Annotated in this window: 18 protein-coding genes; 10 read left to right on the forward strand and 8 right to left on the reverse strand. The window is 72.8% G+C overall.

Features of this window, described 5'->3' with window-relative positions:
* Positions 1–72 precede the first annotated feature (72 nt).
* Entirely contained in the window at positions 73–1,716 is a 1,644-nt protein-coding gene (locus AB0K34_RS24950) for an L-lactate permease (protein WP_364551147.1), read from the forward strand.
* Between the two features lie 31 nt (positions 1,717–1,747).
* Here the strand turns inward: AB0K34_RS24950 and AB0K34_RS24955 are convergent, their stop codons facing one another.
* A complete protein-coding gene (locus AB0K34_RS24955) occupies positions 1,748–1,993 on the reverse strand; it encodes a DUF2630 family protein (protein WP_138635494.1) in 246 nt (81 codons plus the stop codon).
* A 106-nt stretch (positions 1,994–2,099) separates the two neighbouring features.
* Here AB0K34_RS24955 and AB0K34_RS24960 point away from each other — a divergent pair, with 106 nt between their 5' ends.
* The 4 genes from AB0K34_RS24960 to AB0K34_RS24975 all read left to right on the forward strand — a co-directional run bounded on the left by AB0K34_RS24960 (position 2,100) and on the right by AB0K34_RS24975 (position 5,752).
* Entirely contained in the window at positions 2,100–2,531 is a 432-nt protein-coding gene (locus tag AB0K34_RS24960) for an STAS domain-containing protein (protein WP_364551149.1), read from the forward strand.
* A 181-nt stretch (positions 2,532–2,712) separates the two neighbouring features.
* Positions 2,713–3,558, forward strand: a complete 846-nt coding sequence (locus AB0K34_RS24965) for a GPR1/FUN34/YaaH family transporter (RefSeq protein ID WP_364551151.1) — start codon at positions 2,713–2,715, stop codon at positions 3,556–3,558.
* A gap of 88 nt (positions 3,559–3,646) precedes the next feature.
* A complete protein-coding gene (locus AB0K34_RS24970) occupies positions 3,647–3,844 on the forward strand; it encodes a hypothetical protein (protein WP_364551153.1) in 198 nt (65 codons plus the stop codon).
* A gap of 144 nt (positions 3,845–3,988) precedes the next feature.
* The gene (locus AB0K34_RS24975) at positions 3,989–5,752 is read left to right on the forward strand and encodes an FAD-dependent oxidoreductase (protein ID WP_364551155.1); all 1,764 of its coding nucleotides are present in this window, start codon (positions 3,989–3,991) and stop codon (positions 5,750–5,752) included.
* Between the two features lie 51 nt (positions 5,753–5,803).
* On the opposite strand, the gene AB0K34_RS24980 is transcribed toward AB0K34_RS24975, so the two are convergent.
* On the reverse strand, positions 5,804–6,970 hold the full coding sequence (locus AB0K34_RS24980) for a helix-turn-helix domain-containing protein (RefSeq protein ID WP_205719148.1): 1,167 nt from the start codon (positions 6,968–6,970) through the stop codon (positions 5,804–5,806).
* A gap of 124 nt (positions 6,971–7,094) precedes the next feature.
* On the opposite strand from AB0K34_RS24980, the gene AB0K34_RS24985 reads away from it, so the two are divergent.
* The 3 genes from AB0K34_RS24985 to AB0K34_RS24995 all read left to right on the forward strand — a co-directional run bounded on the left by AB0K34_RS24985 (position 7,095) and on the right by AB0K34_RS24995 (position 10,625).
* Complete coding sequence (locus AB0K34_RS24985) at positions 7,095–7,955, forward strand: SGNH/GDSL hydrolase family protein (RefSeq protein WP_364551157.1); 861 nt, start codon at positions 7,095–7,097, stop codon at positions 7,953–7,955.
* 298 nt (positions 7,956–8,253) lie between these two features.
* The gene (locus AB0K34_RS24990) at positions 8,254–9,342 is read left to right on the forward strand and encodes a TOMM precursor leader peptide-binding protein (RefSeq protein WP_138635489.1); all 1,089 of its coding nucleotides are present in this window, start codon (positions 8,254–8,256) and stop codon (positions 9,340–9,342) included.
* A complete protein-coding gene (locus tag AB0K34_RS24995; RefSeq protein WP_364551159.1) occupies positions 9,339–10,625 on the forward strand; it encodes a hypothetical protein in 1,287 nt (428 codons plus the stop codon). The genes AB0K34_RS24990 and AB0K34_RS24995 overlap by 4 nt, the downstream gene beginning before the upstream one ends.
* Here the strand turns inward: AB0K34_RS24995 and AB0K34_RS25000 are convergent.
* From AB0K34_RS25000 to AB0K34_RS25025, 6 genes are all read right to left on the reverse strand, one after another.
* On the reverse strand, positions 10,618–11,076 hold the full coding sequence (locus AB0K34_RS25000; protein ID WP_364551161.1) for a S26 family signal peptidase: 459 nt from the start codon (positions 11,074–11,076) through the stop codon (positions 10,618–10,620). The two genes, AB0K34_RS24995 and AB0K34_RS25000, sit on opposite strands and share 8 nt — an antisense overlap.
* Positions 11,073–12,959 (reverse strand): ABC transporter ATP-binding protein, encoded by a 1,887-nt coding sequence (locus tag AB0K34_RS25005; RefSeq protein ID WP_364551163.1) that lies wholly within the window; start codon positions 12,957–12,959, stop codon positions 11,073–11,075. The genes AB0K34_RS25000 and AB0K34_RS25005 overlap by 4 nt, the downstream gene beginning before the upstream one ends.
* Before the next feature lie 11 nt (positions 12,960–12,970).
* On the reverse strand, positions 12,971–13,576 hold the full coding sequence (locus AB0K34_RS25010; RefSeq protein WP_364551165.1) for a redoxin domain-containing protein: 606 nt from the start codon (positions 13,574–13,576) through the stop codon (positions 12,971–12,973).
* A gap of 25 nt (positions 13,577–13,601) precedes the next feature.
* Positions 13,602–14,144 (reverse strand): MauE/DoxX family redox-associated membrane protein, encoded by a 543-nt coding sequence (locus AB0K34_RS25015; RefSeq protein ID WP_364551167.1) that lies wholly within the window; start codon positions 14,142–14,144, stop codon positions 13,602–13,604.
* Positions 14,145–14,267: 123 nt separating this feature from the next.
* Complete coding sequence (locus tag AB0K34_RS25020) at positions 14,268–14,471, reverse strand: hypothetical protein (RefSeq protein WP_138635278.1); 204 nt, start codon at positions 14,469–14,471, stop codon at positions 14,268–14,270.
* A gap of 116 nt (positions 14,472–14,587) precedes the next feature.
* Positions 14,588–15,118, reverse strand: a complete 531-nt coding sequence (locus tag AB0K34_RS25025; RefSeq protein WP_301174719.1) for a redoxin domain-containing protein — start codon at positions 15,116–15,118, stop codon at positions 14,588–14,590.
* A 211-nt stretch (positions 15,119–15,329) separates the two neighbouring features.
* Between AB0K34_RS25025 and AB0K34_RS25030 the strand changes: the two genes are divergently transcribed.
* Positions 15,330–16,127 (forward strand): maleylpyruvate isomerase family mycothiol-dependent enzyme, encoded by a 798-nt coding sequence (locus tag AB0K34_RS25030; protein WP_364551169.1) that lies wholly within the window; start codon positions 15,330–15,332, stop codon positions 16,125–16,127.
* 149 nt (positions 16,128–16,276) lie between these two features.
* Positions 16,277–17,131, forward strand: an 855-nt coding sequence (locus tag AB0K34_RS25035; protein ID WP_364551171.1) for an MHYT domain-containing protein, incomplete at its 3' end; no start/stop codon positions are given.

The raw sequence follows: 17,131 nt of genomic DNA on the forward strand, positions 1-17,131 counted from the left end.
AGGTGATCTGCGTCACGCGGGTGGGTATCGATCACGTGCTCGGGGGCGCTCCCTACCCGCGAGGTGATCGCCGTGTACCAGCAGGTCCTCGATCCCATCGCCGATTCGCTCGGCTGGAGCTCACTGGTCGCCGCACTGCCGCTCGCCGTGCTGTTCGTGCTGCTCGGCGGCGTCCGCATGCGCGCGTGGCTCGCGTCCCTCATCGCGCTGGCCGTCTCCCTGGCCGTCGCGATCTGGGCCTACGGCATGCCCGCCGGCCAGGCGCTCCTCGCCGGCACCGAGGGCGCCGCGTTCGGCTTCTACCCGATCCTGTGGATCGTCATCAACGCGCTCTGGGTCTACAACATCACCGTCACGACCGGCCACTTCGACGTGCTCCGCCGCTCGTTCGCGCAGGTCAGCGACGACCACCGGCTCCAGGCCGTGCTGATCGCGTTCTCCTTCGGCGCGCTGCTGGAGGCCCTCGCGGGCTTCGGCACGCCCGTCGCGGTCACGTCCGTCATGCTCATCGCGCTCGGCTTCCAGCCGATCAAGGCCGCCGTCCTCGCCCTCACCGCCAACACCGCCCCGGTCGCGTTCGGCGCGATGGCGACGCCGATCCTCACCCTCGGCAAGGTAACCGGGGAGTCCAGCGACACGCTCGGCGCGATGGTCGGGCGGCAGACCCCGATCCTCGCGGTGTTCGTCCCGCTCGTCCTCGTCGCCATCGTGGACGGGCGGCGCGGCCTGCGCGAGACCTGGCCCACCGCCCTGCTGTGCGGCGCCGCGTTCGGCGCCGCGCAGTACGTCACCGCCAACTTCATCTCGGTGCCGCTCGCCGACGTCGTCGCGTCGCTGGTCTCGGCCGCCGCGGTCGTGCTCGCCGTCCGGCTGCGCCCGCGGCCGGCGGCCCGGCCCGCGCCGGTCGCCGGCGGCGCCGCCGACGAGCCCACCCCCGAGTTCGCCGCGCGCGTGGAGAAGGGCGGCGAGCCCGACCCGCGCGCCGAGGTCGCCCGCGCCTACGCCCCCTACGCGATCATCATCGCGGTCTTCGTCGTCTGCCAGATCGACCAGGTCAAGGAGCAGCTCGACCGGGCCACCCGGACGTTCTCCTGGCCCGGCCTCGACCTCACCGGCCCGACCGGGAAGCCGCTCACCCTGCCGACCTTCACCTTCAACTACCTGACCACGCCCGGCACGCAGATGCTCGTCGCCGGGCTGATCACCATGGCCGCGCTCGGGGTCGGCCTCGGCAAGGCCCTGCGCGCCTACTGGACGACCCTCGTCCAGCTCAAGTGGGCGATCATCACGGTGATGGCGGTGCTCGCGCTGGCGTTCGTGATGAACGCGTCCGGGCAGACGGTCACGCTCGGCACGTGGATGGCCGGGGCGGGCGGCGCGTTCGCGCTGCTGTCCCCGGTGCTCGGCTGGCTGGGGACGGCCGTGACCGGGTCGGACACCTCGTCCAACTCGCTGTTCGGCGCGCTCCAGGTCACCGCCGCGAACAAGGCGGACCTGTCGCCGGTGCTGATGGCCGCGACCAACAGCTCCGGCGGCGTCCTCGGGAAGATGGTGTCACCGCAGAACCTCGCGATCGCGGCCGCCGCCGTGGGGCTGGACGGGCGCGAGGGCGACATCTTCCGCCGCGTCGTGCTGTGGAGCCTGCTGTTCCTCGCCGGGATGTGCCTGCTGTCGGGCCTCCAGGCGACCGGCGTGCTCGGCTGGATGGTCCCGTGACCCGGATCCCCGCGACCCGGATCCCCGCGGGCTACTGCAGGTAGCCCTCCACCTCACCGGCGGGGCGGACCTCGGCGTCGTCCGGGTTCTGCCCCGCCGCCATCCGGGCGCGGCGCTGGCGCAGCAGGTCCCAGCACTGGTCGAGCGCGACCTCCAGCCGGCGCAGCCGCTCCTGAGCCTCGGCGCTGGTCGTCTCGGCGCGCTCGTGCGCCTCCCGCAGGCCGTGCTCCTCCTCGATGAACGCGTTGATACGGTCCAGAATGGCCTTCTCGTCCATGAAATCCGCCCGGTTGGGTTCATAACGTGCCGACAGGTGAGAGCCTGGCATACACGGGGCCGCGCACGGTAGCGGCGCCCCGTCCATGGGCGAGGTGCGCAACGACATGACCATCTGGCGGATCGGCGGCGGCGAGGGCGGCCCCGGCTCGGGGGAGCGCCCGGTTCCCCCGTCCGGCGAGGCGCCCCGCTGCGACGTCGTCGAACTCGACACGGCGCTCCTGCACATCGCCGCCGCCTCGTCCTCGCCGTGGCTCCGGATGTCCGGCGAGATCGACGTCTCCAACGCCCCGGACGTGGGCGCCGCGCTGCACGCCGCGCAGGCCCGCGTGCCCGGGGACCTGCACGTCGACCTGGCCGCGATCGCCTTCATGGACGTGGCCGGGCTGCGCGCCCTCACCCTCGCGGCCCGCGAGCTGCACGAGCACGGACGCCTGCTCGTCCTGCACGCGGTGCCGCCGTACCTCGACCGGCTGTTCCGGCTGATCGGGTGGCACCTCACCCCGGGCCTGGCGATCCACTGCCGCCCGCGCGGCTGACCCCGGCCGCCGTGCGCCGGTCCCCCGTGAGGTCATCGGGGGACCATCCCCGCGTCGAGGTCCGGTAAACGAGGCGCCGTGCGGGCGTCTTTCCCGTTCTATCCCGGTTCGTGGCAGTTTGACTGCTCAAACCACGGTTAGGAGGGGTTCTACAGCTCTCCGATTCCAGAGGAGGGATCTCATGGCAAGGCGAAGAGAGCACGCGCAATCGCCGATGTCCGGCGAGCGCGCCGCACCGTCGACGCCCGCGCAGGGCGCCGCCACCCCCGCTCCCGGCGCCGCCACGGCGGTACCGGGCAGGGGCGCCAATGAGCCGGGCGAGCACGCGCTCTGGGAGGACCGGACGCGCGTCATGCTGCAGCCCATCGCGGCTCCGTCCATCCTCGGGCTTTTCGGCTTGGCGGGCGCGACCATGATGGTGGGCGCCTGGCAGGCGGGCTGGTACGGGACCGCGGCCACTCCGCTCATCCTGTGGCCGTTCGTGCTGCTGTTCGGCGGCCTCGCCCAGTTCCTCGCGGGCATGTGGGCCTACCGTGCGCGGGACGGGCTCGCGACCGCCGTGCACGGCCTGTGGGGCTCGTTCTGGTTCGCCTGGGGCCTGTTGTTCCTGCTGGTCAGCGCGGGCGCGGTACCGATCGCGCTGGCACCAGTGCTCGGCGTGGCGAGTCAGGGCTTCGCGTTCTGGTTCATCGCCCTGGCGGTGATCACCGGGCTGACCGCGCTGGCGGCGCTCGGCGAGAACATCGTGATGGCGCTGCTGCTGGCGTGCCTGGCCGTGGGCTCGGGCTTCACGGCGGCCGGTTTCTGGGCGCCGTCCGGCTGGAGCCTGGACGTCGGCGGCTGGCTGTTCGTCGCCACCGCGGTCATCTCGCTCTACGCCGCGGGCGCGCTGATGATGGAGAACACCTTCGGCCGGACGATCCTGCCCACCGGCAAGTACCGTGCCGGCGGCAACATCCCGGGCGGTCGCGGCGTGCGGCCGCTGGAGTACCGGTACGGCGAGCCGGGGGTGAAGATCGGCCAGTGAGTTCGCCGGTCACCGGCGTTTCGCCTTGACATTCCCGTTGCCTTATCCTGGGCCGATCTGGAAGGTTCGGCCCGGAGGGGGAGCGGGAATGTCATCGGCGGTCCGGCGGACGTGGCGGCGCCTCGTCCAGTCCTACATCACGCTCTGCGCGCGCGACGACGCCGCGAAGCACGGCTACAGCATTCCGACCGGCGTCTGGTCGTGCGTGCGCTGCAACCAGCCGCACCTTGAGCTCTCCACGCTCAACCACCACCTCCGCACCGAGCACGGTGTGATCGCGGGCTGAGTCCCGCCGTTTCGGTCTGTCCTCTTCTGAGTGATTTCCCGTGCGGGGCAGACCCGCTGCGGCCGCCTTATTGGCAGTGTGCTAATAGCGTGTTACAAGTAACCCAACACTTATTGGGTCGGGGGCCTGGCACGGGAGGTCGCCGTGACGACACGCAGAAGGTTCCTACGAGACGCGGGCGTGGTGGGCGCCGCCACCGCGGGCGCGATGGCCATGGGGCCCGTCCCCGCGCGGGCCGCGAGCGGGGGAAGGGTCGCCGTCCTCGGGGCGGGCGTCGCCGGCCTCACCGCGGCGCACGAGCTGATCGAGCGCGGCTTCGAGGTCGAGGTCTACGAGCGCACCGCCCTCGGCGGCAAGGCGCGCAGCATCTTCCCGCCGGGCACCGGGACGGGCGGCCGGCTCGACCTCCCCGGCGAGCACGGGTTCCGCTTCTTCCCCGGCTTCTACTTCAACCTCACCGACACCATGCGGCGCACGCCGTTCCCCGGCAACGCCAAGGGCGCCTGGGACAACCTCGTCCGCGCCGACGCCTACATGATGTCGCGGCAGGGGCGCCCCGACCTCACGATCCCGTTCCCCTTCCCGCTGCCGCCGGAGTCGCGGATCTACGACACCAACAGCTTCCTCGCCACGATCACCTCGGGGCTCCAGACGATCGCGAAGCTGTCGCTGACCGAGGCCGCGTTCGCCGCGCAGAAGCTGCTCGTGTACGTCACCAGCTGCGACGAGCGCAAGCTCGGCCAGTGGGAGAACATCACGTGGGCCGACTACATCCGCGCCGACCGGTTCTCGGACGAGTACAACAAGTTCATCGCCGACGGGACGATCCGCAACCTCGCCGCCACCAAGTCCAAGGACGCGAGCACCCACTCGATCGCGATGGTCGGCGAGGCCACCGTGTGGAGCATCATCGGGCTCGGCAACGAGCCCGGCGGGTCGGTGGACCGGGTGCTCAACGGGTCCTCGTCCGAGATGTGGCTCGACCCGTGGATCGCCCACCTGCGCGATCTCGGCGTCAAGTTCAACGTGGGGTACGAGGTCACCTCGCTCAGCGTCTCCGGCGGGCGGATCGCCTCCGCCGGCGTCAAGGGCAAGGCGCCGATCTCCGCCGACTGGTTCGTGGTCGCGATGCCGTGCGAGCGGGTCTCGGGCCTGCTGAGCGACGCGGTGCTGAGCGCCGACCCGTCGCTCGCGGGGATCAAGGGCCTGCGCACCGACTGGATGACCGGGCTGCAGTTCTTCCTCAAGAAGAAGCTGCCGCTGGCCGCCGGCCACGTGAACTACGGCGACTCGACGTGGGCGGTCACGTCCATCAGCCAGGAGCAGTTCTGGAAGCGGGACTTCTCCACCTACGGGGACGGCACCGTCCAGGACTGCCTGTCCTCGATCATCTCCGACTGGTTCACGCCGGGCACGTTCAACAAGAAGCGGGCGACCGACTGCCTGCCCGACGAGATCGCCGCGGAGACGTGGAAGCAGATCAAGGCGCACCTCAACGACACCGGGGTGCAGCTCACCGACGCCGACCTGCACTCCTGGTTCCTCGACCCGGCGATCGTCCCGAACGGCAGTGGCGGCGTCACCAACGACACTCCGCTGTTCATCCAGCAGCCGGGGTCGTGGAAGCTGCGCCCGAACTCGGGGACGAAGATCCCGAACCTGTTCCTCGCCGGGGACTGGGTGAAGACGCCGATCAACGTCACCACGATGGAGGGCGCCAACCAGGGCGGCCGGCAGGCCGTCAACGCACTGCTGGACGCGGCCGGCTCTAACGCGGCCCGGTGCGACGTCCACGAGCTGTTCGAGCAGCCGCTGTGGGCGCCGTTCAAGGCCAACGACAAGATCCGGTACGCGCTTCGGCTGCCGCACCAGTTCGACGTCCTCGACACGCGCTGGCCGGGGAGGTGACCCCCGGCCGCAAGTACCGCTAGGGCCGAGCCCGGCTAGCACCGAGCCCGGCTAGTGCAGGGACCGGCGGGCGACCAGCGCCGCGTTCAGCAGCTGCAGGTCGCTCGGCCGGGCCGGGTCGAGCCCGGTCAGCGCGCTGATCCGGCGGACGCGGTAGGCCACCGTGTTCGGGTGGACGTGCAGCGCCGCGCCCGTCGCCCGCCGGTCCAGGTCGCAGGCCAGGTACCGCTCCAGCGTGCGGAGCAGCTCCGGCTTGCGGTCGAGCGGCGCCAGCAGGGCGGCGAGCCCGGCGAGCGCGCCGCTCGGCCGGCTCAGCTGGTAGTCGAGCAGGACGTCCGCGAGCCGGTACAGGCCGGGCGGGCGGCCGGCCCGGCGGACCAGGTCCATCACCTCGGCCGTCCGGACGGCGGCGGCGGGGATCCCGGCGGGGCCGGTGATCTCCGCCGCCGCCGTGACATCGGTGTCGGCGCACTTGGCGGCCCGCGCCACCAGCTCGCACAGGACGTCCCAGCCGGCCGAGAACGGCAGCAGGGCCGTCCCGCCGGCGCTGTCCAGGGCGGTGAGCGCGGGCTCGTCGGCGACCTCGTCCAGCGCCGTCCGGATCCGCCGGATCTTGCGCCGGGCCGCGATCCGGGCGCGCTGGCCCGTGCCCGCCTCGTCCGGGTGCGGGGCGAACGCCAGCGTCAGCACCGCGTAGCGGGGCGCCGGGCGGTGCCCGGCGGTGTCCCCGCCGAGCAGCGCGGTCATCAGCGCGTGCCGCCCGCCGTGCTCCTGGCTGTCGATGATCTGCCGGACCTCCAGGTAGGCGGAGCTGACCGCCGAGAGCAGCAGCCGCTGGAAGTCCAGGAAGTAGCCGAGCGCCTCCTGGAAGGCGGGCAGGTCGGACGGCCGCGCCCCGGTGGTCAGCTCCTCCCACGCCATCGCGGCGCCGATCTGGTACGCGGTGAGGATCGCGTCCAGCGGCACCTCCTCCTCGGCGCGCAGCGCCGCCGAGTCGCGCTGGTCGCCGAACTCCTCCGGCGCGGCCGGGCGGCGCCGCTCCAGCACGTCCGCGAACTGCCGCAGGCTGTGCTGGACGATCCCGGCGATGTCCCCGGCGACCTCCTCCTGCGGCAGTTCCGCGTAGACGGGCAGCTCGGTGAGCAGCCGCGCGACGACCCGCCGGGTCAGCCGCGGGGCGCGGGCCCGCAGATGCGCCGCCATGGGCCGTCCTGCCATGCACAGCACCGTGTTGTCCCGCGTCACAACGGCTCCCGCAAGAGTCTGTTTTCACGCCAATTGAACGGTCTGTCCAGATTCTGGACGATCACGGCGACATCGTCCATGACGCCGGGAGTTTGGCATGAAGCGTCTGTTGCACGGCATGGTCGGCGCGCTCGTCCTCGCGGGCACGGCCCTCGTCGCGTCCCCCGCCCACGCGGCTCCGCTCGCGGAGGGTCCGGTGGAGTACGTCGCCCTGGGCGACTCGATGGCCTCCGGGCCGCTCATCCCGAACATCACCGGTCCGATCGGGTGCGGGCGGTCCACCCACAACTACGCGCACGAGCTGGCCGCCGCGCTGGGCGCGAACCTCCGCGACGTCACGTGCAGCGGTGCCAAGAGCAAGCACATGACCGAGCCGCAGAGCACGAGCGTCGCTGGCGTCGACACCGGCACCGTCCCGCCGCAGTTCGACGCGCTCACCGCCTCGACCACCCTCGTCACGCTCACCATCGGCGGCAACGACGTCGGCCTGGTCGGCATCGCCGAGGACTGCGTCAACCTCGACCCCACCGCCACTCCCTGCAAGGGCGAGTTCGAGACCGAGGTCGCGCAGCGCACCCAGGAACTCGGCCCGCGCCTCAGCGCCGTCCTGGACGGCATCCGCGCCCGCTCCCCGAAGGCCCGGATCGTCGTGACGGGCTACGGCCTCTACATCAAGCCGAACGGCTGCTGGCCCGTCCAGCCCGTCCTGCCGACCGACGCCAACTTCCTCCAGGGTGCCGTCAACGCCATGAACGGCGTCATCCGCGACCAGGCGAACGCGCACGGCGCGACGTACATCGACCTGGTCACGCCCAGCGCCGGCCATGACGCGTGCCAGTCGGCGACCAAGCGGTGGGTGGAGGGCTACGTGCCCCTCAACCCGGCCGCTCCGCTGCACCCGAACGCCAGGGGCGAGGCCGCCTACGCGGCCATCATCGGGAACACGCTGAGTGCCTGACCCGCGACGCAAAGATCTGCCCTCATTGATCTTCCCAAGTGTTGATCTTGAACTTATGATCAACATCACAGCGCGCGAGACCGCGCGCCGGCACCGCGGTCCTCCGGGAGGTCCCATGCAGAAGGTCGAACAGGCGAAACCGGCCCCGAAGGCCAAGAAGATCAAGCTGGAGATCAAGCGGCTGGAGAAGGTCGAGACGACCGGTCTCCGCGAAGGCGGCTGATCCTCCCCGAGTGCGTACCGGCCGGCCAGGCCTCGGCCTGGCCGGCCTTTCCCTGTCCACGACCGGAAGGCTCGCATGCGGCTCCCTCGAATCAAACGCGTCCACCAGCCCCTCGCCCTGCCCGGCGACCGCATCCTCATCGGCCTGATGCAGCAGGGCGTCGCCGCGGAGATCCAGGACAGCGAGGACGGCGCCGTCGCGCGGCTCATCACCCTCCTGGACGGCACCCGCACGGTCGACGAGGTGTGCGCCGCGTTCGCCGAGACCCATCCCGGCGTGGACGAGGACAGCGCCCGCGAGGTGATCCAGGACCTGACCGACGGCGGCTTCGTCGAGGACGCCGGCGCGCCGCTGCCCGGCAACCTGGACGAGGCCGAGGCCGAACGCTACGAGCCCGCCCGCAACTTCTTCGCGTGGATCGACACGACGCCGCGCAGCTCGCCGTACGAGATCCAGTCCAAGGTCAAGGACGCGCGGGTCGGCCTGCTCGGTCTCGGCGGCACGGGTTCGGCGGTGGCCGCCGGGCTGGTGGCCAGCGGGATCGGCGCCCTGCACGTCGCCGACTTCGACGTGGTGGAGGAGTCCAACCTCACCCGGCAGCTCCTCTACACCGAGGGCGACATCGGCAAGCCCAAGGTCGACCGCGCCGTGGAGCGGCTCCGCGCCATGAACGGCCTCGTGAAGGTGACCGGAGACACCGTCAAGGCGGACGGCCCCGACGGGATCGCCGCGATGATGGAGGACTGCGACCTGTTCGTCCTCTGCGCCGACGAGCCGCACCCCGACATCATGTTCTGGACGAACGAGGCGGCGCTGCGGACCGGCACCCCCTGGTTCGTCAGCTTCTACACGGGGCCGATGGCCGTCGTGGGCGGCCTGGTGCCGGGCGAGACGGGATGCTGGGCGTGCCTGCGCCGCCATGAGGACCAGCGCGAGTTCAAGGCCCACGGCCGCTCCCTCACCGAGGAGCGCCCCAACGCCGTGATCGCGGCCAGCGCCAACGTCAGCGGGCACCTCTGCGCGCTGGAGGTGCTCTACCACCTCGGGGGACTGCCCACCCAGGCGCGCGGCAAGGTCTTCCACTGGAACTACGCGATGTGGGACCACTCGTACTTCATCGAGATCCCGCAGGACAGTGACTGCCCCGCCTGCGGGAAGCCGTGACCACGGTCGAGTTCCACCCGCTGGTGGTCCGCCCGGACGACGACGACCCGGACGCGGTCGTCGTCGGCCGGCTGCGGATCGGCGAGTTCGTGGAGCTTCCCGCCGTGTACGGGGACGGGATCGTCCTCCTGCGCGACGGCCTGACGGTCGCCGCGGCCGAGGAGCGCATCGCCGCCGAGCACGACATCGAGGTCGACCTCGGCGAGCTCGTGGAGGCCCTCAGCGACCTGGGGTTCGTGCGGTCCGTCGACGGAGAGCCGCTCCCGGACCCGGCCGAGGACGCCCCGCGCAGCCACTTCGCCCGGCTCACCGAGCGGAACACGGCCTGGCTGTTCGGCCTCCCGGCGAAACTCCTCTGGTCGGCGGCGGTCGGCGCGGCGCTGGTCACGCTCGTCCTGCGCCCCTCGCTGCTGCCGAGCTACTCGGACTTCTTCTGGAACGACTACGTCGGGTTCACCGTCCTGGTCAACACGGTGATGATGTCGGTGTCGATCAGCGTGCACGAGTTGATGCACCTGATGGCGGCGCGCTCGCTCGGCGCGCCCGGACGCATCGGCTTCGGCACCCGGCTGCACAACCTCGTGGCGCAGACCGACGTCACGGGGGTGTGGGGGGTGCCGCGCCGCTCCCGGTACCGGGTCTACCTCGCCGGGCTCGCCTGGGACCTGCTGCTGATGTCGGCGCTGGTGCTGCTCGTCGCCCACGCCGGGCTGCCCGGGACCGTGGACGCGCTGCTGCAGGCGCTGGTCATCACCGTCCTGATGGCGATCCCCTTCCAGCTCCAGGTCTACATGCGCACCGACCTCTACTTCGTGCTGCGCGAACTGCTGCGGACCCGCAACCTCTTCGACGACGGGCTCGCCTACGCCAGGTACCTGCTCGCCCGGTCGGCCGCCGCGGTGCGCCGACGTCCGGGCGCCGTCGAGGATCCGACGGCCGAGCTGTCGCGGCGGGAGCGGCTCGCGACGCGCGTCTACTCGTTCTTCCTGGTGTTCGGCGCCGGGATCACGCTCACCTCGTTCGCCCTGTTCGGCGCGCCGATCGCGGTCACGGCGTTCCTGCGCGCGGTCGAGGGCGTCGCCGACGGCTTCACCGGCGGGCCGGTGCTCCAAGCCCTGGACTCGGCGCTGCTGATCCTCATCGAGGGCGCCATCCAGGCGCTGTTCGTGGTCACCTTCGTCCGGACGCACCGGCACTGGTTCCGCCGCCGCGGCCGGCGGGGCGCCTCGGCCGACGCCTCGGCCGAGGCGGACGCGCAGGCCGAGGCGGCGCCCGCTAGCTGACCTTCTCGCCGGTGCGCAGCCGCACCAGCACCACCCCGTACATCCGGTCGGACGGGCACAGGCCCCACTGCTTGGAGTCCTCCGACCGGGGGTGGTCTCCGCGCAGCGCGAGCATGCCCCGCGGGACGTCGCCGGTCAGGTCGCCCGCCACCCAGGACGGCACCGGGTCCCCGGCCACCGCGAGGACCCGCTTGACGTACCAGCCGCCGCCGCCGGAGGGATCGGCGGGCCCGCGCCACCCGGTGCGCCGGTCGGGCCGCTGGACGACCACGATCCGGCCGGGCCGGGCCCGGCGGCGGTGGCGCAGCACCAGCAGCACGTCACCGTGGTGCAGGGTCGGCGTCATGCTGCCGCCCCGCACGGTGACCGTCGAGAGCAGGCTCCGGGCGGCCAGCGCCGCCGCCCCGGCGGCCAGCACCGAGGGGACCGCCCAGCCCAGTGCCCGGTTCATCCGGCGGTCACCGCGTCCTCCTGCGGGCTCTGCTCCTGGTAGCCCTCCGCCTGGTTGCGGAAGAGGCGTGCGTAGACCCCGTCCGGGGACGCGGTGAGGGACGCGTGGTCGCCGCTCTCCAGGATGCGTCCGTCCTGCACGACGACGATCCGGTCGGCCTGCCGGACGGCGCTGAGCCGGTGCGAGACCAGGACGCTCGTGGCGCCCGCGCGCAGCTCCCGCAGCCGGTCGTGGACCTCCCGCTCGGCCACCGCGTCGAGGCCGGAGCTGGGCTCGTCCAGGATCATCAGGTCGCGCCCCCGGCGCATCAGGCCGCGGGCCAGCGCCAGCCGCTGCCACTGCCCGCCCGAGAGGCGGACCCCGTTCGTCAGCGCGGCGTCCTCCGGGTCGCCGTCCGCGTCCCCGGCGTGGAACAGCCGGCTCAGCATCGTCCGGTAGCCGGCCGGGAGCCGCTCGATGGTCGCGTGGACCCCGGCGCGCTCGGCGGCGTCCCGGATCCGGGCCTGGTCGTCGAGCGCGTCCAGGTCTCCGAGCCCGATGTTCTCGGCGGCGGTGAGGTCGTAGTCCATGTAGTCCTGGAAGACCGCCCCGATCCGCTGCCGCAGCTGCTCCACGGGGACGTCGCGGACGTCCACCCCGTCCCACAGCACGGCGCCGCGCTGCGGATCGTAGAACCGGCAGAGCAGCTTGACGAGCGTGCTCTTGCCCGCGCCGTTGAGACCCACCACGCCGAGGGTGGTGCCGTGCGGGATGGTCAGGTTCAGCCCGCGCAGCACCCACGGGGCGTCGTCGCTGTAGCGGAACCACACGTCGCGGAACTCGATGGCGTGGGACAGCGGGGCGAGTTCCCGTGGCCGGGTAGGCCCGGCCAGGTCGTCGTCGCTCCCGACGACCGTCAGGTAGTGGTGGAAGAGCAGTGCGGCCTGGTGCCCCTGGGCGATGCCCTCCACCAGGGCGGCGAGCCCGGCCTGGAGCCCCGCCAGCGACGCGATGAACACCGACACGTCGCCGACGCTGATCGTCCTAGTGGCCGCGGCGTGCACGGCCCACAGCAGGCCCACCGCCGCCAGCACCGCCCCTAGCACGGCGAGGAGGATCTGGACGCGCACCACGCTCCGCTCCAGCCGGTCCTCGGCGTCGTTGGCCGCGCGCAGTTCGGTGAGCATCCGGCCGTGCAGGAGGTTCCCCAGCCCGAACAGGCGGACCTCCTTCGCGGCCTGCAGGTCCGTCAGGAGCATCTGGTAGAAGAGCTTGCGCCGCAGGCCGGGGCTGATGTGCCAGAGCAGCCCGGCCCGCCGCCGGCTCAGCGTCAGATGGGCGAACAGCGCGGGCGCGGCCGCCGCCAGCGCGGCGCCCGCCATGACCGGGCTGATCGCCACGAGCGCGCCGAGGAACCCGGTGACGGCGAGGGTGCCCCGCAGCGTGGCGAGGCCCATCTGCACCAGCTGGTCGGGGGCCTGCTCGGCGGACTGCTGGGCCAGCCGCAGCCGGTCGTGGTAGCGCGGCTCCTCCAGGCGGGCCAGCCCGTTCATGCGGTTGACCGCGGCGAACATCCGGTCCTGGGAGTGCAGGCCGATGGCGCGCCTGGCCCGCCCCTGCGCGTACGTGGTGACGGCCGAGGTGACGGCCGTCGCGATGCCGAAGGCGCCGATGGCGGACGCCAGCCACACGAGCGTCCCGGTGCGGGGGTGCGCGGCGGTGAGCTCGTCGATCGCCATCTTGGTCAGCCAGGCGGTCGCCACCGGCGCCGTACCGCCGACGACCGCCATGGCGAGCTGGAGGGCCAGCATGCCGGGGCAGGCGCGCCAGGCCAGTGCGTAAGCCGCCTTCATGCCGCGCAGGACGGAGACGCCGGGCTCCGTCCCGTCACTCGGCTCCGTCACATCGCCGCCGCTCATGGCGTCGACGGCGCCAAGGCCGCGTTCAGTCGGTCAAGGCCGACGCTGGTGGCGGTGGCGACGCCGTCCGGGCCGTAGTGGGCGAAGCCGGGGTAGAGGCGGACGCCGAAGGCGGTGCCGAGCGGGGCGTCGAGGAACTCGGGCACCACGTGGTCGGCGACGCCGGCGAGCTGGGCGGCCAGCTCGCTGCCGGCCGCGTCGACGCCGACCACCGTGGCCAGCACCAGCCCGCCCGCGTCCCGGACGCGCCGCGCGTGCTCGGCGAAGCCCGGCACGCTGTCGTCGCAGCCGGGGCACTCCAGGGACAGGAAGGCGAGCAGCGCCGGACGGCCCGCCAGGTCGGCCGCCGTGACCGTCGTGCCGTCGGCGGCGGTCGCGGTGAAGGCGGGCATCCGGTCGCCGGGCGCGATGCCCAGCTCCGGCTCCCCGCCGTCGTGCCCGTGATCGTGGCCGTGCCCGTGGTCGTGCCCATGGCCGTGGTGGCCGCCGTCCGGCGGGGCGGTCGCGTGGGCGCGCCAGCGGCGCACGGCCGCCACGGTGAGCAGGAGGTTCAGCGCGGTGAGCGCGGCGGCCAGGAGGAGCCCGGCGACGAGGTATTCCACGGATGTCCTTTCCGGCTCCGGCGACTCACCGGCCCCCGTCCCCGGCGGGGACCGGGGCCCGGAAGAGCGCGGCGATGTCGTCGACGAAGACGGCCAATGTGGTGAGCAGGGCCGCCGCCACCACGGCCAGCGCGATCCCCGGCGGCTCGCCGGGAACGCCGCCGCCGCGGGTCAGCGCCACGGCCGAGCCCAGGCAGGCCGCCGCGAGCAGGACCGCGTTGCGGGCGATGTGCACGCCGCCCATGGGCGTCTCGGAGGCGCCGAAGCAGGCGCACGCGACCTTCTGCCCGCGGACCACGACGAGGGCCGGGACCGCCGTCAGGCCGCAGCAGAACAGCGCGGCGGCGAGGAAGCCGGCGGTGACGGTGGCGGGCAGCGCCAGCAGCAGCGCGATGAGCAGTTCGGCGGCCGGGACGAGCACGGCCAGCGGGCGGCGCAGCCGCGCCGGGACGATGCCGAACCCCTCCAGGGAGGCGGCGAAGGCGCCCGGCGCGCGGAGCTTGGCCACCGCCGCCAGCGTCATCACCGCCGCCAGGGCGAGGCGGCAGGCGAGCGAAACGAAAAGCACGCGGGCTCCTGGGCGGGGCGGGCAGGGGGAGTGCGGGGGAACGCCGGGGCCGGCGCGCGGCCGCCCTCGCCCGAGAGCGGCCGCGCCCGGTGCCGGGCGGGTGTCACACCCGCCCGCGCGTCATCAGCAGTAGTTCTTGTTGTAGCTGTACCAGGGACCGCAGTGGACCGTGCAGTCACCGCTCGTCGAGCAGGTGCGGCCGAAGCAGACCCCGCCCATGGTCTTGTACTGCATCCAGGAGTCCGGCGGGCAGCCGGCGTCGGCGGTGGCGGTGGGGAGCATCCCCTCGATGGCGCGGGTGACGCGCCGGGTCACGCTCTGGAGCATGGTTCCTCCTTGTGGTGGGGGTGACTGATTCCGCGCACGGGCGGGTACCGCCGAGAAAAGGGTGGATCGCGGCGGAGGGTGCCCGTGGGGCATTCGGTAGCGGCTTTTCCAGCGCGCTAAGAAGTGACCAGTTCGGTACGCAGAGCGGCGATGCCCGCGCCCGCCGAGGTCACCATTCCATCGGCTCCGTACCAGGCATAGGTCGGGTAATTCTTCGCGCCGTACCGGCGCGACAGTTCGGCGTTCGCGTCCTCGGTGATCACGAGGTCCATCACCTCGTCCAGCGCCGCGGCCAGGTCGCTGCCGGCCGCGCCGTCCCCGTGGACGATCGCCAGCGAGACGCCCCCGCCGGCGCGCAGCCGCTCGGCGTGCCCGGCGAACAGCGGCACCGAGTCGACGCAGGCCTTGCAGGTCAGGGAGAAGAAGCCGACCAGGGTCTCGCGGCCGAGCAGGGTCCGCTCGGTCACCGGGGTGCCGTCCGCGGCGCGGGCGGAGAAGGCCGGGATGCGGTCGATCATCCGGACGCCGCCGGCGGCCCGCGCGGCGGCCGGCCCGGCCGCCGCCGCCAGTTCCCGCCACCGCCTCAGCATGATCAGCAGAATCGCCAGGTTGAGCACGCTGACGATACCGACCAGCACGAGCCCCACTGATGCGAATATCACGACAGGCGTCCTTTCCCATAACCTGGGTCACCGGTCGGCCGCGGCCACTCGCCCATGATCACCTAGGAATGATCATTAAGCAATACCCGATTTTCGGACCCGGCGCCGCGGCGGGGATAAACGCCCGCTGTGCCATCATCGTCGCAACGCGTTCGACGCCTGGCCGCGAGGCCCGGGCGGCCGATGGAGGGCTGACATGAACGACGCGATGCGCGCCAACACCGCCGCCTACGAGCAGACGATCCGCTCCTCCCTCGCGCTCGCCGCGACGCTCGGCGAGGACGACTGGGACCGCCCCACCGAATGCCCGGGCTGGACGGTCAAGGACCAGTTCGCCCACCTGGCGGGGGTGGAGCTGAGCATCCTCGGCGATCCCGGGCCCGAGGTCGAGCTCCCCGAGTTCCCGCACGTCCGCAACGACTTCGGGCGGGTCATGGAGGCCCAGGTGCACGCGCGGCGCCCGGTCCCGGGCCCGGCCGTGGCGGCGGAGCTGGCGGCCGCCCTCGACCGCCGGCTGGCCGAGCTCCCGTCCATCGACCCCGACCGCGTCGTCATGTGCCCGGACGGCAAGGAGGGCCCCTACTCGCGCTTCATGGAGTTCCGGGCCATGGACTGCTGGACGCACGAGCAGGACGTCCGCCGCGCGACCGGCCGCCCCGGCAACCTGGACGCCCCGGCGGCGCGCTGCTTCTGGGACCTGCTCAGCGCCGCGCTGCCGTTCCTGGTCGCCCGCCGCGCGAAGGCGGCGCCGGGCGAGTCCGTCGGGCTCACGATCTCCGGCCCGCCCGACTTCGCGGTGGCCGTCGAGGTCGACGCGGACGGCCGCGCCGCCTGGACGTCCGGGGGCCCGCACACCGCCGAGCTGGCGATGGACTGGGAGAGCTACGTCCGGCTGGCCGCCGGGCGCTGCGGCCCCGGCGACGTCTCCGTGACCGTCTCGGGCGACCGCGACCTGGCCGCGCGGCTGCTGGCGGTCATGGCCGTCACGCCCTGACGCGGCACGCTCCGGCGTCCTTGACGACACCTGCCGGTCGTCCGATATCGGCCAGAACCACACTCGGTTTTCTGCCGGGATTCGGCTGATCTGCGCTGGTCAGCGTGCCATGATGCGGCGGTCGCGGTTGGAACGTTCCGGGGGAGCCCATGACCGAGGTCCACCACTTCTCCTACGGCCTGGTCACACCGGTGGCCGCCTACCTCATGTCCTTCGTCGGCTCGCTGCTCGGGCTGCTGTGCACGGCGCGGGCGCGGGCCACCGCAGGCCGGTCCCGGGCGTCCTGGCTCGGCCTCGCGGCGCTGGCCATCGGCGGCACGGGGATCTGGGTCATGCACTTCATCGCGATGCTCGGCTTCAGCATCCCGGACACCGAGATCCGCTACGACGTGCCGCTCACCCTGCTGAGCTGCGCGACCGCGATCGCGGTCGTCGCGGTCGGGCTGTTCATCGTCGGCTTCGCCGGGGAGGGGACGCCGGTGGTCGTCACGGGCGGCGTGCTCACCGGCATCGGCGTGGCGAGCATGCACTACACCGGCATGACGGCGATGAAGATGGGCGGCGACATCGGCTACCAGCCCGGCCTGGTCGCACTGTCGGTGGTGATCGCCCTCGTCGCGGCCACCGCGGCGCTGTGGTTCGCGCTCAAGGTGCGCGGCCTGCTGCCGACCGCCGGCGCCGCGCTGATCATGGGCGTCGCGGTGACCGGCATGCACTACGTCGGGATGGCCGCCATGCGCATCACGCTGCACGAGCACGCGCACGGCACGCCCCCGGGCGGTGTGGAGCCGACCGACTTCCTGCTGCCGCTCGTCGGCGGCGTCGGCGCGGTCGCGACCGTCCTGCTGATCATCATCGCGATGGCGCCCGGCGAGGACGAGATGCGCGTCGAGGCGCAGCTCCAGGCGCGGCTGGCGGCCCACCGGCAGCGCCCGCGGCCGAGCGCCCCCGCCGACCTTCTTGCCGTCGATGGCGGCGCCGAGGGGCGACTTGGGCGAGTAGAC

It is taken from the genome of Actinomadura sp. NPDC049382, assembly GCF_040677125.1.
GTDB classification, from domain to species: Bacteria; Actinomycetota; Actinomycetes; order Streptosporangiales; family Streptosporangiaceae; genus Spirillospora; species Spirillospora geliboluensis.

Coding starts and splice junctions, on each gene's coding strand:
- AB0K34_RS24965 (WP_364551151.1), top strand. CDS start 2,713: ATGGCAAGGCGAAGAGAGCACGCGCAATCGCCGATGTCCGGCGAGCGC.
- AB0K34_RS24955 (WP_138635494.1), bottom strand. CDS start 1,993: ATGGACGAGAAGGCCATTCTGGACCGTATCAACGCGTTCATCGAGGAG.
- AB0K34_RS24985 (WP_364551157.1), top strand. CDS start 7,095: ATGAAGCGTCTGTTGCACGGCATGGTCGGCGCGCTCGTCCTCGCGGGC.
- AB0K34_RS24980 (WP_205719148.1), bottom strand. CDS start 6,970: ATGGCAGGACGGCCCATGGCGGCGCATCTGCGGGCCCGCGCCCCGCGG.
- AB0K34_RS25020 (WP_138635278.1), bottom strand. CDS start 14,471: ATGCTCCAGAGCGTGACCCGGCGCGTCACCCGCGCCATCGAGGGGATG.
- AB0K34_RS25030 (WP_364551169.1), top strand. CDS start 15,330: ATGAACGACGCGATGCGCGCCAACACCGCCGCCTACGAGCAGACGATC.
- AB0K34_RS24960 (WP_364551149.1), top strand. CDS start 2,100: ATGACCATCTGGCGGATCGGCGGCGGCGAGGGCGGCCCCGGCTCGGGG.
- AB0K34_RS24990 (WP_138635489.1), top strand. CDS start 8,254: ATGCGGCTCCCTCGAATCAAACGCGTCCACCAGCCCCTCGCCCTGCCC.
- AB0K34_RS25000 (WP_364551161.1), bottom strand. CDS start 11,076: ATGAACCGGGCACTGGGCTGGGCGGTCCCCTCGGTGCTGGCCGCCGGG.
- AB0K34_RS24970 (WP_364551153.1), top strand. CDS start 3,647: ATGTCATCGGCGGTCCGGCGGACGTGGCGGCGCCTCGTCCAGTCCTAC.